The organism is Rhodococcus coprophilus NBRC 100603 (genome assembly GCF_001895045.1).
GTDB classification, from domain to species: Bacteria; Actinomycetota; Actinomycetes; order Mycobacteriales; family Mycobacteriaceae; genus Rhodococcus; species Rhodococcus coprophilus.
This window is the reverse complement of sequence record NZ_BDAM01000001.1, coordinates 109,733-124,597: the sequence shown is the minus strand read 5'-3', so window position 1 is coordinate 124,597 and position 14,865 is coordinate 109,733. Positions and strand designations below refer to the sequence as shown.

15 protein-coding genes are annotated in these 14,865 nt (G+C 67.5%); 12 read left to right on the top strand and 3 right to left on the bottom strand.

Going from position 1 to position 14,865, the window contains the following annotated elements; all coding sequences use genetic code 11:
• Positions 1–52: 52 nt before the first annotated feature.
• Positions 53–802 (bottom strand): TetR/AcrR family transcriptional regulator, encoded by a 750-nt coding sequence (locus tag RDCOP1_RS00600; RefSeq protein WP_072698153.1) that lies wholly within the window; start codon positions 800–802, stop codon positions 53–55.
• Positions 803–911: 109 nt separating this feature from the next.
• Between RDCOP1_RS00600 and RDCOP1_RS00595 the strand changes: the two genes are divergently transcribed.
• From RDCOP1_RS00595 to RDCOP1_RS00575, 5 genes are all read left to right on the top strand, one after another.
• On the top strand, positions 912–1,289 hold the full coding sequence (locus RDCOP1_RS00595) for a VOC family protein (RefSeq protein WP_072698152.1): 378 nt from the start codon (positions 912–914) through the stop codon (positions 1,287–1,289).
• Between the two features lie 102 nt (positions 1,290–1,391).
• Complete coding sequence (locus RDCOP1_RS00590) at positions 1,392–2,570, top strand: cytochrome P450 (RefSeq protein WP_072698151.1); 1,179 nt, start codon at positions 1,392–1,394, stop codon at positions 2,568–2,570.
• Positions 2,567–2,761: a ferredoxin gene (locus RDCOP1_RS00585; protein ID WP_072698150.1), complete on the top strand. Its 195-nt coding sequence runs from the start codon at positions 2,567–2,569 to the stop codon at positions 2,759–2,761. The genes RDCOP1_RS00590 and RDCOP1_RS00585 overlap by 4 nt, the downstream gene beginning before the upstream one ends.
• 28 nt (positions 2,762–2,789) lie before the next feature.
• Complete coding sequence (locus RDCOP1_RS00580) at positions 2,790–3,926, top strand: NAD(P)/FAD-dependent oxidoreductase (RefSeq protein WP_072698149.1); 1,137 nt, start codon at positions 2,790–2,792, stop codon at positions 3,924–3,926.
• Between the two features lie 67 nt (positions 3,927–3,993).
• Positions 3,994–4,926 (top strand): LysR family transcriptional regulator, encoded by a 933-nt coding sequence (locus tag RDCOP1_RS00575; protein ID WP_072698785.1) that lies wholly within the window; start codon positions 3,994–3,996, stop codon positions 4,924–4,926.
• 21 nt (positions 4,927–4,947) lie between these two features.
• Here RDCOP1_RS00575 and RDCOP1_RS00570 read toward each other — a convergent pair whose 3' ends face one another.
• Positions 4,948–5,535, bottom strand: a complete 588-nt coding sequence (locus RDCOP1_RS00570) for a TetR/AcrR family transcriptional regulator (RefSeq protein ID WP_072698784.1) — start codon at positions 5,533–5,535, stop codon at positions 4,948–4,950.
• A 148-nt stretch (positions 5,536–5,683) separates the two neighbouring features.
• Between RDCOP1_RS00570 and RDCOP1_RS00565 the strand changes: the two genes are divergently transcribed.
• From RDCOP1_RS00565 to RDCOP1_RS00540, 6 genes are read left to right on the top strand one after another with little or no spacing between them, the layout of a single operon-like run.
• A complete protein-coding gene (locus RDCOP1_RS00565) occupies positions 5,684–6,682 on the top strand; it encodes a phosphotriesterase family protein (RefSeq protein WP_072698148.1) in 999 nt (332 codons plus the stop codon).
• Between the two features lie 41 nt (positions 6,683–6,723).
• On the top strand, positions 6,724–7,677 hold the full coding sequence (locus RDCOP1_RS00560; RefSeq protein WP_072698147.1) for a phosphotriesterase family protein: 954 nt from the start codon (positions 6,724–6,726) through the stop codon (positions 7,675–7,677).
• A gap of 50 nt (positions 7,678–7,727) precedes the next feature.
• Positions 7,728–8,855 (top strand): FAD-dependent oxidoreductase, encoded by a 1,128-nt coding sequence (locus RDCOP1_RS00555; RefSeq protein ID WP_072698146.1) that lies wholly within the window; start codon positions 7,728–7,730, stop codon positions 8,853–8,855.
• 13 nt (positions 8,856–8,868) lie between these two features.
• Complete coding sequence (locus RDCOP1_RS00550) at positions 8,869–9,813, top strand: alpha/beta hydrolase (protein ID WP_072698145.1); 945 nt, start codon at positions 8,869–8,871, stop codon at positions 9,811–9,813.
• Positions 9,814–9,829: 16 nt separating this feature from the next.
• Complete coding sequence (locus tag RDCOP1_RS00545) at positions 9,830–10,771, top strand: MBL fold metallo-hydrolase (protein WP_072698783.1); 942 nt, start codon at positions 9,830–9,832, stop codon at positions 10,769–10,771.
• A gap of 23 nt (positions 10,772–10,794) precedes the next feature.
• Positions 10,795–12,525, top strand: coding sequence for a CocE/NonD family hydrolase (locus tag RDCOP1_RS00540; protein WP_072698144.1), 1,731 nt, complete (start codon positions 10,795–10,797; stop codon positions 12,523–12,525).
• Positions 12,526–12,612: 87 nt separating this feature from the next.
• Here the strand turns inward: RDCOP1_RS00540 and RDCOP1_RS00535 are convergent, their stop codons facing one another.
• Positions 12,613–12,945, bottom strand: coding sequence for a VOC family protein (locus RDCOP1_RS00535; protein WP_072698782.1), 333 nt, complete (start codon positions 12,943–12,945; stop codon positions 12,613–12,615).
• Positions 12,946–14,203: 1,258 nt separating this feature from the next.
• Here RDCOP1_RS00535 and RDCOP1_RS00530 point away from each other — a divergent pair.
• Positions 14,204–14,845: a dihydrofolate reductase family protein gene (locus RDCOP1_RS00530; RefSeq protein ID WP_072698143.1), complete on the top strand. Its 642-nt coding sequence runs from the start codon at positions 14,204–14,206 to the stop codon at positions 14,843–14,845.
• Positions 14,846–14,865 lie beyond the last annotated feature (20 nt).

Sequence of the window (14,865 nt, the reverse complement as noted above, 5' to 3'; positions counted from 1 at the left end):
ACGTACTCCTTCGCGCGACGCGCCACACCGTTCTCCCCAGTGTAGCAATCTGCTACAACGAGGGGCCGGAATCGTCCGATCCGGCCCGGAACAGCATGGCGAGTGCATCCAGGACGCGCTCACGCCCGAACTCCCATGACGCTTCCGGACTGTACGAGGTGTTCAGCACCGCACCGGCCGCCGCGCCGACCCGCCGGGCCAGCGGGAAGTCGTTCCCGACATAGGACGCCAGGCGTGCACGCCACGCGGACCAGACCTCCGCCATGTCCGCGGCGTGCGGGTCGGGCCGGCGAGCGCGCGCTGCGGCGCGGGTGAAGTCCGCGACGAAGGTCAGCGCCGCGTCACGATCGACGTCGCTCACACCGGTGTGGTCGAAGGCGTGCAGATCGTGGTCGTACTTCGCAATCGTCCCCGGACCGAGCGATACCCGCTGGTCAGAGACGTCGAGCAGCCATTCGTGTCCGCCGTAGAGCGCGAGGTCGGCGTCGGTGAGTTGCCGTACCCGTGTGCGCCAGTCCGATCCGAGGTACGGGCGGCGCGGCGCGGAGCCGTGCACGGCGTCGGCCATGAGCACCAGCAGATCGTCGCGTGAGCCGACGTGGGTGTAGAGCGCCATTCCGGAGATGCCGAGTTCGGCGGCGAGGCGACGCACGGTGAGCTGTTCGAGTCCTTCGGTGTCGGCCAGAGTGATCGCGGCGTCGACGGCCTGCGAGGTGGTGACCTTCGCGCGGGGTCCGCGGGCGCCGCCTTGCCGGGCGGCGGGGTGGTCGCGCCACAGCAGGTCGAGCAGTTCGCGCGCCATCGGATTCTCTCCTCCGCGGGTCGGGTACGAGTTACTCTATACACTGCACAAGGTTTTTGGGTTCCATCCCTCCCGAACATCACCTCGTCTCCGTCACCTGGAGGTTCCCGTGAAGATCACCGACACCGCCCTGTCCCTGAACGTGGCCGATCCCGCGGCCTCCGCAGAATTCGCCACCACCCATTTCGGCTTCACCGAAGCGATGTCCGCCGACGGTTTCGTGTCGCTGGCCCACCCCGACGCGGGATTCAACGTCGTCTTCCTGCGCACCGGCCTCGGCACCTTCAAGCCCGCCTCGATCGCCGGTCCCGCCGGCCAGGGCATGCTCATCGCCTTCGTCGTCGACGACCTCGACGCCGAGTACTCCCGCATCGCCGCCGCCGGCGCGACCGTGGTCACCGCACCCGAGACCGAACCGTGGGGGGAGCGGTACTGCCAGTTCACCGACCCCAACGGTCTCGTCTGGCAACTCGTGCAGTGGGTCTGAGCGGCACCCACCAGGGTATCGACCCCGATATCGATCCCATTCATGTTCTGGCATGCCAAAGATGAGTTGGCTTTATGTGGCGGGAGTCCCTTCACTGAGCACATGACCCCCAGCGCTCCCGCGACCTCCCAGATCGACCTCTTCGCCGACTCGGTCCTCACCGACCCGTACCCGACGTTCACCGAACTACGCGAGCTCGGCTCGGTGGTCCACCTGCCCGTCAACAACGTCTACGCCCTGACCCGCTACGACGCCATCCGTGCCGCACTCGCCGACCCCGCCACCTTCTCCTCCCGCACCATCGGCTTCAACCCGATGGTCAACGAAGCACTCCAAGGCACATCCCTCGCCTCCGACCCGCCGGTCCACACCGAACTGCGCGCCGCCCTCACCGAGAACCTCACCCCACGCGCGCTGCGCGGACTCAAAACCCGCATCGACACCAAGGCCGAGGCACTCGTGGCCGACCTCGTCGCCCAGGGAACCTTCGAGGCGATCGACGCCCTCGCCCGAGCATTTCCCCTCGAAGTCGTCGCCGACCTGATCGGCTTCACCGGCGCCGCCCGCGAAAACATGCTGCGCTGGGGACAGGCCGCCATGGAGGTCATCGGCCCCCTGAACCCCCGCACCCTCGAGAACTTCCCGATCGCCGGCGAACTGTACGCATGGTGTGCCGGAGTGCAGGCCGAGGACCTGGCTCCCGGCTCGGTCGGCCGCGGCATCTTCGACGCCGAAGGCCGCGGCGCCATCCCTCCCGGCACCGCCGGCCACATCATCCACCAGTACCTCGGCGCGGGTGTCGACACCACCATCACCGCCCTGGGCAACATCGTCGCACTGTTCGCCGCCTTCCCCGACCAGTTCGACCTGGTCCGCGAGAATCCCAGCCTCGTGCCCGCGGCGTTCAACGAAGTACTCCGCTTCTGGGCTCCACTGCACGCCTGGGGCCGCGAGGTCACCCGGGACGTCGAAATCGACGGCGTCCTCGTCCCGGCCGGATCCCAGGTGGCCATCCTCTTCGGCGCCGGCAACCGCGACCCACGACACTACGACAACCCGGACGCCTTCCTGGTCGAACGTAACCCCGCCGACCACCTGTCCTTCGGCTACGGCTCGCACGGCTGCGCCGGGCAAGGACTGGCCCGTCTCGAAGCCCACGCCGTCATCACGGCACTCGCAACGCACGCGCAGCGGCTGGACGCCGCCGAACCGGTGCGACTGCCCAGCAACATCACCCGCTCCATCGACGCACTCGACATCCTGAAGGTGGTCCCCGCATGAACATCATCCTCGACCGGCCCCGCTGCGAAGGCCACGGACTGTGCGAAGAAGCCGCACCCGCACTGATGCACCTCGACGACGACGGTGAACTGATCATCGACGTCGGCGAACTCCCCGACGACAGCACCGAACTCGCCGCCGCCCGCGCCGCCGTCCGGGTCTGCCCCGTCGCCGCCCTGAAACTGGCCTGACCCCACCACCCGCACGAACGGACCCGACATGAACAGCACCCGCACCGACGCCGTCCGCCGCATCGTCGTCGTCGGCAACGGCATCGCCGGCCAGACCGCCTGCGACAGCCTGCGTGCGGCAGGCTTCGACGGCGAACTGACCATCGTGGGCGACGAGCCGCACCCCGCCTACTCCCGACCGGCGCTGTCGAAGGCGCTGCTGGTCGACGGCGGCTCCCACGAGCTGGCGTCCCCCAGCCACGGCGCCACCGAGATCCTCGGGGTGGCGGCGCTCGCCCTCGACACTCGCGCCCGGCGGATGAGTTTCGACGACGGCTCGGAACTGTCCTACGACGGACTGGTGGTCGCCTCCGGTGCGCGGGCCCGCCGACTCGGTGGCCCCGACAGCCCCGAACTGACATTGCGCACCCTCGAGGACGCCCTCACACTGCGGGACCGGCTGGCGACGCAGCCGTCGGTCGCGGTGGTCGGTGCCGGCCCCCTGGGCATGGAAATCGCCTCGGCGGCCCTGTCGGCAGGGTGCGAGGTCACCCTCGTCGCCGACGGACCGCCGATGCGCGTCCATCTGGGACCGTACCTGTCCGCCGCGTTCACCACGGCCGCGGTTGCCCGGGGACTGAAACTGGTCGACGGTACTGCCGTGGGGCTCGACGGCCCGCACACCGTGCTCCTCGACGACGGCGCGCGGGTCGAGGCGGAACTGATCGTCACGGCGATCGGCGACATCCCCAACACGGAATGGCTGGCCGGCAGCGGCCTGCTGACCGACGGCCGCCTCGAAGCGGATGCGCGCGGGCGGGTAGCCCCGGGCATCGTCGCCGCCGGAGACGTCGCCTCGATCCCGACGCGGTCAGGGGTGCGCCGGATCCCGCTGTGGAACAGTGCGATCGAGCAGGCCAAGATCGCGGCCGTGGCACTGCTGACCGGCGATGCGGCGCCCGAACTGGACCTCGAACCGTACTTCTGGACCGAACAGTTCGGGTTGAATCTCAAGGCGGTCGGGCACCTGCCGGCGGCCGGGGAGCCGGAGTTTCTCACCGGAGACCGGCCCGAGGGGCCGGCGGTGATGCGCTGGACCCACGAGGACGGCCATGCGGTCGCGGTGGCGGTCAACCAGCGCATCCCGATTCCGAAACTGCGCCGCATGGCGTCCGCCTCCGGGTGAGCCCGCCCAGTCGCCGGTGGTGTGACGTCCTGCGCTCCCACAGAGGGGATGCGTACCATCCGTGTGGATGAACCAGCTGCCGGACCATCCGGGCGACCCCGATCTGGGACGGCTCGCGTCGGTCAACCTCAACCTGCTGGTGCCACTGCTGGCACTGCTCGAGGAACAATCGGTCACTCGCGCCGCGGCGCGGGTGGGCATCACCCAACCCGCAATGAGTCACGCGCTGGGCAGGATGCGCCGCCTCCTCGGAGACGAACTGGTCACGCGCCAGGGGAGCGGGCTGGTGCTGACCCCACGTGCCCGGGAGCTGATCGGGCCGCTGCGTGACGTGCTCCGCCGGACGTCGCGGGTGGTGGATTTCCCGGGCTTCGACCCGTCCCGCGACAGCCGCACCATCACGGTCGCGATGACCACCAGCACCGCGTTCGTGCTCGGGCCGCGCCTGGCACGCCTGATTGCCGAGCGCGCACCGAAGTCCACCCTGCGGATCCGCAACTTCGTCGAGCCGCAGCCGAGCGACTTCACCGACGAGGGCGTCGATGTGGTGCTGGTGTCGGAGGCGTTCTCCTCGCCGTATCCGCGGGAACGGCTCTACGAGAACCGGTGGGTGGTCGTCGCCCACCCCGACAGCGACCCGGACGCGTCCGCGCTCGAATTGCTCGCGTCGCTGCCGCACGTGACCTACGACGCCCGCAATCGGGTCGCTCCGTACGCGGCGATGGACGCGCACGGTCTGGATTACCGGATCGGGCAGCTGATCTCCGATTTTCTGCTCGTTCCCCATCTCGTGGCGAAGGGCGGCGGGGTCGCCGTGCACACCTACCTCGTGGCGACCGTCATGTCCGAACGCGTGCCGCTGCGAATCGAGGAGTTTCCGCTGCCGGTCGCACCGCTGGGCATCGACATGGTGTGGAACCCGCGGCTGGCGGACGCGGAGTTCATCGGCTGGTTGCGGGAGATTCTCGTCGAAGCGTCGGCCTTCGGGTCGCCCGCGTGATCCCGGCCCTCACCGCGAACCTCAGCGGTCCGCGGTGAGCAGGTAGCACCAGGAGTCGACGGTTTCGTCGAGGCAGATTTCTCGCGGCGTGACCCAGCCGAGCGAAAAGTAGCGGCGCGAGAGGTACTCGAGTTGCCCGAACGCGAGTACGCAGCGGACCCGCCGGCGCTCCGGCGGAAAACGGTTCGCCTGGTTCAGTCCTTGGATCATCTCGCCGACCGAGTCTTCGAACCAGCGCTCGGTCTTGGCCGCGACCTCCGATTCATGGGCGGCCTGGTACGAGGCGGTGATGTAGGGCTTGATCTCGTCCCATTGCGAAAACTTTCGATCGAGCCACTCCCGGATCAGCTCGCGCGATCCCGACGCCACCACCGCGGTCAACGTCGGCTTGTCCGCCGAGGTGAGGATCAGGTCGGCCTTGGTCAGCAGCGCGATCATCACGTCCGCCTTCGACGAGAAGTGCAGGTAGAAGGTGGTGCGGGTGGAGCCGGCGGCGGTGGCGATGTCGTCGATCGTCGTGGCGCCGTATCCCTTGTCGGAGAACAGTTCGAGTGCCTTCGCGAGGAAGAGGTCGTAGGTCATCTGCTTCTGCGCCGCACGGAGTGACATGAAACCGAATCCTAGCGGCAGTACACCCACCTATCAGCGCGTTCATTAAAATAGCGTGGCGGCCATTCACTTGACACGATGTAACGTAAAAGCTTACTGTGACTGTCACCACGTCGTGCCGACATGACGCTGACGAAAGGAAGTGCCGATGACTGGCACCCACACGGCCGAGAACGCGGTCGTCCACACCGTCCTCGGACCCGTTCCCGCCGAGGACCTCGGAGTGGTCTCGGTCCACGAGTCGCTGCTCTCGGTACTCCCCGGTGCCGAACACGCCTTCGACATCACCTTCGACCGCGCAGAAATCTTCGACACCCTCGCGGCGAAACTGACCGACTTCCGCGAGCACGGCGGCCGCACCATCGTCGACAGCACCGGCATGTTCCACGGCCGCGACGTCACCCTGTACGAAGCGCTGTCCCGCACCACCGGCGTGCACATCGTCGCGTCCACCGGCATGGGACCGGAAAACCTGCTCGGCGGGTACTTCCTGACCCCGCAGACCAACCCGCCCACCCCGTGGCCGGCCGAGAAGTTCGCCGACCTGTTCGCCGCAGAGATCACCGACGGCATGGTGGTGCCCCGCGTCGAACGCCGCGGCGCCGCCGGCCTCGTCACCACCGCCGCCGACCCCACCGGCATGACCGCCACCGAAGAAAGCCTGCTCCGCGGTGCCGCACGCGCCGCCCGCAGCACCGGGGTCGCCGTGTCCCTGCGCTACGGCAAAGACCCGATCGCCGACCTCGACGTCGCCCTCGACGAGAACCTGCCGGCCGCGCGCATCGTCGTCGGCGGACTCGACCGACGGGATGCCGTCGACGCCGGCGCGCCCCTCGAGATCGCGCGGCGCGGTGCGTACGTCGCCCTCGACCACGTCGGCACCGAAGACGATGCGCACCTCACCGACACCGCACGCGCCGAACTCGTCCGCGACCTGATCGACACCGGCTACGGCGACCGGATCCTGCTGTCGTGCAACGCCACCGGCGTCGCCAAAGGCCATCCCGGCCGTGACGTGCCGTTCGGCTACGTGCTGTCGACGTTCGTGCCGATGCTCGCCGCCCAGGGACTGCCCGGCGCCGACGTCCAGCGCATCCTCGTCGACAACCCGCGCGACCTGCTGTCGGTGCACCCCGCCGTGCGCTGACCGCCGAAACCCACCGAATCTTTTCCCGAAGGGGAGTAGCTGTGTCGAGAGTCAACACCGTCCTGGGTCCCATCGCGACCGAGGAACTGGGCATCGTCGCCATCCACGAACACATCGGATACGGCATGCCCGGCTCCGAACTGGACACCAAGTGGTGGAAAACCCCCGAGGTCCGCTACGAGGAAACCGTCCCGAAACTCCGTAAGTTCCACGAATACGGCGGCGGCACCTTCGTCGACGTCACCGGCATCTGCAACGGCCGCGACATCGACTACTACAAGTCACTGTCCGCCAAGACCGGCGTCCACATCATCGCCTGCACCGGCTTCGTCGGCGGCGACACCGCCCTGCCGTTCTTCGAACGCGCCACCGTCGAGTACCTCACCGCCCAGTTCGTCCACGAAATCACCGTGGGCATCGGCAACACCGGCAGCCGCGCCGGCGTCATCAAGGTCGGCGTCAGCCGAGGCGGTCGCATGACCGACCTCGACAAGCGCATCTACCGCGCCGCCGCCCGCGCCGCCCTGAACACCGGCGTCCCGATCCTCACCCACCTCGCCATCGACGCCGAAAACGCCATCGCCATCTTCAACGAAGAAGGCCTGCCGCTGCACCGGGTCCTGTTCGGCCACGCCGACGACGGCATCAACGCCGAAAAGACCCGCGACACCTGGATCGCCTCCCAGGGCGGCCGCGTCGGCTTCGACACCTTCGGCTACGAAACCGAACTCGAAGACCCGCCGTTCTGGGCCCGACCCCGCAACGAACGCCTCGACCACTTCCTCCGCTTCCTCCGCGCAGGTCACCTCGACCAGGCACTGGCCGGAGTCGACGCCAACTGCAGCCCACTCGGCTGGCCGGGCGTCAAAGGCCACACGGTCAACTACCTGTTCGAAGACCTGATTCCAGACCTGCGCGACGCGGGCCTCGACGACGCCACCATCACCAAGCTCTTCGTCGAGAACCCGGCCGACTTCCTCACCATCCAGCCCTGACCCACCAATCTTCCCGGCGCATCGCCGCGCCCCACCAGAGAGACACGACCATGCAGTCTGCAGACCTGAAGAACCTGACCATCGCCATCGTCGGCGCCGGATACGCCGGCGCCGCGTCCGCCAAGGCTCTGAGTCTGCTCGGCGCGGACGTCACCGTGTACGAACAAGCCACCGAAATCCGCGAGGTCGGCGCCGGCATCGGACTCCGCCCGTCCAGCATGCAGCGCTTCCGCGAGTGGGGAACCTTCGACGCCATCGCCCAGGTCAGCTCGCCCAGCGACTACTTCGAGATCCTCACCGCCACCGGTCAGCCCATCATGAAAGAAGACTGGCCGGGCATGGACGACTACGAGGTCAAGACCCACACCCACCTCATCCACCGCGGCGACTTCATCGATGCGCTCCTGAGCGTGCTACCCGACGGCATGGTCGAACTCGGCCACAAACTCGAGACCGCCGAAGACCGCGGCGACAAGACCGTCCTGACCTTCACCAACGGCACCGTCGTCGAAGCCGACCTCGTCGTGGGCGCCGACGGCATCAAATCCGTCGTCCGCCAGCAACTGTTCAGCGACCAGCAGCCCGTCTTCTCCGGTGAACACGCCTACCGCGCCGTCATCTCCGCCGACGCCACCCACGGCCTCACCACCGACGACAACCTGCGCATGTACATCGGCAAAGGCACCAAGGTGTACTTCCTGCCGCTGCGTCACCGCAACGACGTGTCCTTCGACGTCACCGCCCTGTGCCCCGACAGCACCTGGTCGCCCGAAGCCACCCGCGAAAACCTCCTCGCCACCCTCGAGGGCTTCGACGAACGCATCGTGCAGATCGCCCGCGAGATCGACATGAACACCGTCAATCTCCGCGCCGTCTACGACATCGACCCCGTCGACACCTGGCACTCCGACTCCGCCGTCCTCGTCGGCGACGCCGCCCACTCGATGCTGCACCACCAGGGACAGGGCGCGAACTCCGCGATCCTCGACGCCGGCGCCCTCGCCGACGCCCTGCGCGACGCCGACACCGTCGCCGCAGCACTCGCCGACTTCCAAGCCACCCGCAAGCCCGTCACCGACGAACTGCAGCGCATCTCCCGCCAGGGCTGGAGCGAAGACGAAGTCAACGACGTCTTCCCGGGACAGAAGCCCGCCTCGCAGCAGCCCGCCACCCACTAGAGGAGAACGCACCATGCCGCTCCACCCCAGAATCGCCGACTTCCTCGCCGACCTGCCGGCACCGCCCGACGGACCGCTCGACCCCCAGATCATGCGCGCCGTCGAAGAATCCCAGGTCCCGGCCCCCGCCGACCGTCTGCCTCTGCACCGGGTCGAGGACACCGTCGCCACCACACCCGTAGGCGACGTGCCCGTCCGGATCTACACCCCGGTCGAGACCGACAGCTACGGACTGCTCGTCTACTTCCACGGCGGCGCGTTCTTCCTCGGCAGCCTCGACACCCACGACCATGTGGCCCGGAACCTGGCGAAAGCCACCGGCCTGAAGGTCATCTCCGTCGGGTACCGCCGCGCACCCGAAGCGGCGTTCCCCGCCGGACTCGACGACTGCCTCGCCGTAGTGCGCTGGGCCGCCGACCACGGTGACACCCTCGGGTGGGACGGCACCACCCTCGCCCTCGCCGGGGACAGTTCCGGTGGGACCTTCGTCGCCGCCGTCGCCGCCCTCGCCCACGACGAGGGCTTCGACCGCATCACCCACCAGATCCTGTACTACCCGTCGCTCGACCTCGACTTCGACACCGAGCGGTACCCCTCGCTTCGCGACAACGCCGAAGGATACGGCGTGGAAACCGCCGGGCTGAAGGGGTTCAACTCCTTCTACCTCGACAGCGGCGCCGACCCCGCCGACCCCCGCGTCTCGCCGATCAAACGCGACGACCTCACCGGGCTACCCCCGGCGCTGATCGTCACCGCCGAATACGACCCCATGCGCGACGAAGGCGAACTGTACGGCGCTCGACTCACCGAAGCCGGGATTCCGGCCACGGTCCGCCGCTACGCCGGCGCCAACCACGGATTCGTGCAGAACTTCTCGTGGATCCCCGAATTCGCCGGGGTCTTCGAGGAGACCGCCCAGTTCCTGCGCGGCGACCTTCCCACCCGACAGGAACAGTGACATGGCGAGCGAGGACATGGCGAGCGAGGTGAAGATCCACCCCATCGTCTCGCCGTGGGGCCGGTTCGGCCTGTACACGTTCTTCATCGACGCCCCCGAACCCGCGATCGTCGACACCGGCATCGCATCGTCACCCGCCGAAGGCATGGCGCCCGCCCTCGAAGCCCTCGGCCGCCGCATCGAAGACATTCGATGGATCCTGCTGACCCACGGGCACATCGACCACATCGGCGGCGCACACGCGTTGTGGGAGGCCACCGGCCGCAAAGCGAAGGTCGTCATCCACGAAGACGACGCCCCGCTGCTGCGTTCCCGGCAAGCCCACGTCGACGACTACCTCCACGCGCGCGGCACCTACCTCGGCGACCCCGAAGGTGCCGCGAAGGTCGCGGCGGCGACACACGCCGTCATCTCCGGTGAGATGGAACCCACCATCCTGGTCCGGGGCGGGGAAACCCTCTCGCTCGGCGGAGATGTCACCGTCTCGGTGCACTCCATCCCCGGACACACCCCCGGGTCGGTGGCGTACGTCGTCGACGGCCAAAACGACGTTTTCGTCGGCGACGCCGTGCAGGTCCACGGCGCCGCCAACGGATTCCCCGGCTACTCGGACCCCGAGGCATACCGGACGAGCCTGCGCTACCTCCGCGAACAGATCCGGCCCCGGCACCTGTACCTCGGCCATCCGTACCGACGCGCCGACGGAGTGGCGTACGGCGTCGAACTCGACCGTGATCAAGCCGCCGAAGCACTGCGCGAAAGCACCGACATCGAAAGCAGCGTCCACCACGCCGCGCACCGGTGCCTGTGTCAGGGGCTGGGGGAGACCGACTCGGTGTACTCGCCCTTCGCGTCCGTCGCCGATGAACTCGGCTACGACGCCGACCCCACCCTCGAACCGTCCCCGTTCTTCACGACGCTGCACGGCTACCGCACCCAGTTCACCCAGAAACCCTGACAGAGAAGAGGAGTCGTAGCCTCATGGCCGAATTCGAAACGTTCGACGCAGGTGGCCGCACCATCCACATCCGCAAGGATCTGCGGGTCCCGATGCGCGACGGCATCGAGTTGGCCGCCGACGCCTACCAGGGCGTCGACGACAAGCCCCGCCCGGCGCTCGTCGCGCTCAGCCCCTACGGCAAGGAACTGCAGGCTCTCGCCCTCACCACTCCGCCGCAGCGCCGGCCCAGCCCCATGTGGGACGGCTGCATCGAAGCCGGCGACATCGCCCGAGTCGTCGCCGAAGACTACGTCCACGTCATCGGCGACCTCCGCGGCTCGGGTGCCTCCGGGGGAGAGCACATCGGCAACTACAACGCCGGCGGGGTCTCGCTCGGACAGGACGCATACGACTTCATCGAGTGGGTCGCCGCCCAGCCGTGGTGCGACGGCAACGTCGGCATGATCGGCATCTCCTACTTCGGGTCGATGCAGGTCCTCGCCGCCGCGGAACGGCCCCCGCACCTCAAGGCGATCTTCGTCAGCGGCGGACACTACGACTTCTACGAGACCACCTATCACGGCGGCATCATGTGGTTCATGCCGCGCGCCGCCCGCGAAGGCCGCGGCGGCGACTCCGGGTGGGCCTTCACCGACGGCGTCAAATCCCGGATGCTCGAGACCTACTCTCCTGAGGAAATCGCCGAACGCGTCGCGCAGCGCCTGAAAGACCCCGATGTCGCCGCATGGCCGAACCTGGTCCACGTGCTGAACTACCCCAAGCACCACGAAGCCTGGTTCGACATCGTCATGAACGAACTCGACGGACAGTGGTACGAGGAACGCAACCCCATCACGCTCGCTCCGAACATCGACATCCCCGTCTACCTGCAGATCGACCAGGGGCGCGGATGGACGATGGACGGCACGATCGAACTGTTCGACGCGCTCCGCGGACCGAAGAAACTCGACATCGGCCCGTACCCGCCCATGCAGTCGCGGCCCTTCATCGAAGAGCACGACAAGATGTTCCGGTGGTACGACTACTGGATCAAGGGCATCGACAACGGCATCATGGACGAACCCGCGGTGCAGGTCTTCGTCGAGGGCTCCCGCGAACGGGTCGACGGTGATCAATGGCCCCCGAAGGACGTCGAGTACCGGTCGCTGTACCTGCGTCCACGCGGCAAGCTGTCCACCGAACCCGAGCCGATGGGCGTGCAGTACGCCGCACCGGACGGTTTCTACCAGGCACCGCTGACGGTCACCGACAAGGTCGAGATCCTGAAATGGGAAACCCCGGTATTCGAGGAACCCACGGAGATGATCGGTACCGGCGCGGCGCACATCTTCGCCGAACTCGACCAGCCGGACTCCAATTTCATTGTGCGACTGTGGGATTACGCTCCGAACGGCAAGCGTCAGCTGATCACCACGGGGTATCTGAAGGCGTCGCACCGGGAACTGGACGAGGAGCGCACCACGGAAGGCAACCCGTACCATCCGCACACGCGGGCGGTGCCGGTCGAGCCCGGCGCGATCGAGGAATACGTGCTGCGTCTGTATCCCTTCGCGAACACGTTCCTGCCGGGACACAAGCTGACGGTGGAACTGTCGAACGGGGAACCGCTCGCCGACGAGCACAACGCGCTGCTCCCGCCTGACGCCTTCCACCTTCCGGTCGGCCGCCCGGTGACCCACAAGATCTACCGGGATGCCGCGCACCACTCCCGGCTGGTGCTGCCGTTCACGGCACGCACGGCAGGGGAGTAGGAGCGGGAAGGAACCGCTGCGGCCGGGTGCTGCGAGGAGAACCCTCGAAGCACCCGGCCGTATCCCCCCCGGCGGGTCAACCCTTGATCAACGATTCAACGGGCTGTAGAAAACCAAGCCGTTGCCCTTGTTGTCGTACACCACCGCGCGCCGCTCGTGCGCGTCGTCGTACGGACCCTGCACGATGCCGCCGCCGGCTTCTTCTGTTGCGCGCGCCGCGGCGTCCACGTCGTCGGTCTTGATGCCTACGACGACCTGGCCGTGGATCGGATGATCAACCGAGGTTGCGAGTGCGAGCGTGATTGCACCACCGTCGAGCGCGGCAAAATGCGTGCCGTCACGGAACTTCAGTCCCATGCCCAGACCCTCGCTGTAGAACTTGATCGACTCGTCGAGATCATCTGTCGACAGAACGATCATCTTCACTTCGTGGCTCACAGATTCTCCTTGGATGATTGTTTCCTCAGCTTATGGCCGTCGCTCCGGGCACAAGGAGGGCCGATTGTCACTCGCTGCGCCGATAACTTCCCCTTTCCGAAGTTCGTCACATGACGCTTCTGCGGGTCGCCTAGGTGCGAACCGCCGGAGCCACGACGAGGGCATCCGGACGCAACCTACCGATCGGGCCACGGCGAGTCCGCGAAATCGACCACCAGGTGACGGAATCGAGACACCGGGAGGGCGGCCGCAAACCGTCACTGTGACGTTTTGGCAGGGTGCGGGCGGGCCTGAAGCGGGGAGGGATGCCCGAGTCCCAGTCGCGCACATACGCGACTCGGACCACGGCAGACGACGTCGAGAGGTCGGGGCCGGGACGGATCGTCAGAGTGATCCGATCCGCCGGGACGGTCGGCGATCTGCCGGGTCGGCAACCGTGGATGGCAGCGCACAAACGCGCCGAGGGCACTGCGACGGCACGAAAGCCGTGGCGCGATGCGCGTAGCGATACCCAACGCATGACCACCGACAGGACTTGCCGGAATCGGACCGTTTCCGCAGGTCGCAGATTTGCCGATAATCTACATTATGTCAAGTAGCGTCGATCTGGCCCGCCCCCGAGAGCGAACAGGCGGCCGGATCGACCATCTCCGGACCGCACACACTGCCTCGTAGCGGCCGGGCCCAGCGGGAACCGATCACCCTCCGCGGCCTCCTACCTCCGATCCGGGCCACTGCCACCTTGATTCACGGCGAGTACTCGCGGTGGCGACAGTCCGGCGTCGCACCTCGGATGCCGGCGCCACATCCGGTCCACACACCGTCGGCGCGGCGGCAATCGTTCACGGCGCCGACGAGGCGCCGGTCGCGCGCGCACACGGCACCCCTTCCCCCGCGAGCCGAGGTCGCCCCCGCCCGCTCGCACTACTGGTTCCATTTGATGGATAATCACCGTTATCCATTAATTGTACTGCCCCGCAGCATCTTTCATTCCGGGATGCACAAGCTCACCCCGGAGCATCTGCCTGATTCTCTGGGGCTGCCCTCGCACCTGAGACTGCGAATTCGCGGCCGGCCCGCCGCCGGCACCTTCCGCGACTCACGACTGCCCCCAGTCCCTGTCGTGTCCACTCCCCTCGCCCACCAGGGTCGGACCCAACGGGCATGTCCCCCCGATGAGTTCTGGCGCTCATCCCGGTCTGTACATCGAATCCGTCCGCCATGACGCAAGGAGAACGACGTGACCCAGCTACTCCGGGTACAGAACTTCACGGTCTCGAACGACGGGATCGCCGCGGGAGAGAATCAGACCCTCGACAATCCTTTCGGTCTCGACCACAGTGGCATGTTCGAGTGGGCCGTCGGCACCGCGGGTTGGCCCAATCGCACCGATCCCGGTGGCAGTCGCGGCATCGACGACTACTTCACCCGCGACTTCTCCCACAACATCGGCGCAGAGATCATGGGTCGTCACAAGTTCGCACCCAAGGGCGGTCCGTGGCCCAACGACGAATGGCAGGGATGGTGGGGCGACGAGCCTCCCTTCCACACCCCGGTGTTCGTTCTGACCCACCACCCCCGCCCCTCCCTCACACTGTCCGACACCACCTTTCACTTCCTCGGTGGCGAACCGGCCGACGTACTCGACCGCGCGCGCGACGCCGCGGACGGCAAGGACGTGCGCCTCGGCGGCGGGGTCACCACCATCCGGCAGTTCCTCGACGCCGACCTGGTCGACACCCTGCACATCGCGGTGACGCCGTTCGACTTCGGGTCCGGCCTGCACCTCTGGGAATCACCGGACGAACTGAACGACAGGTTCCATCACGACGTCGTTCCCAGCCCGAGCGGGGTAACCCACCACCTGTTCTGGCGTAAGTAGCCCCGCACGATCGCATCCCC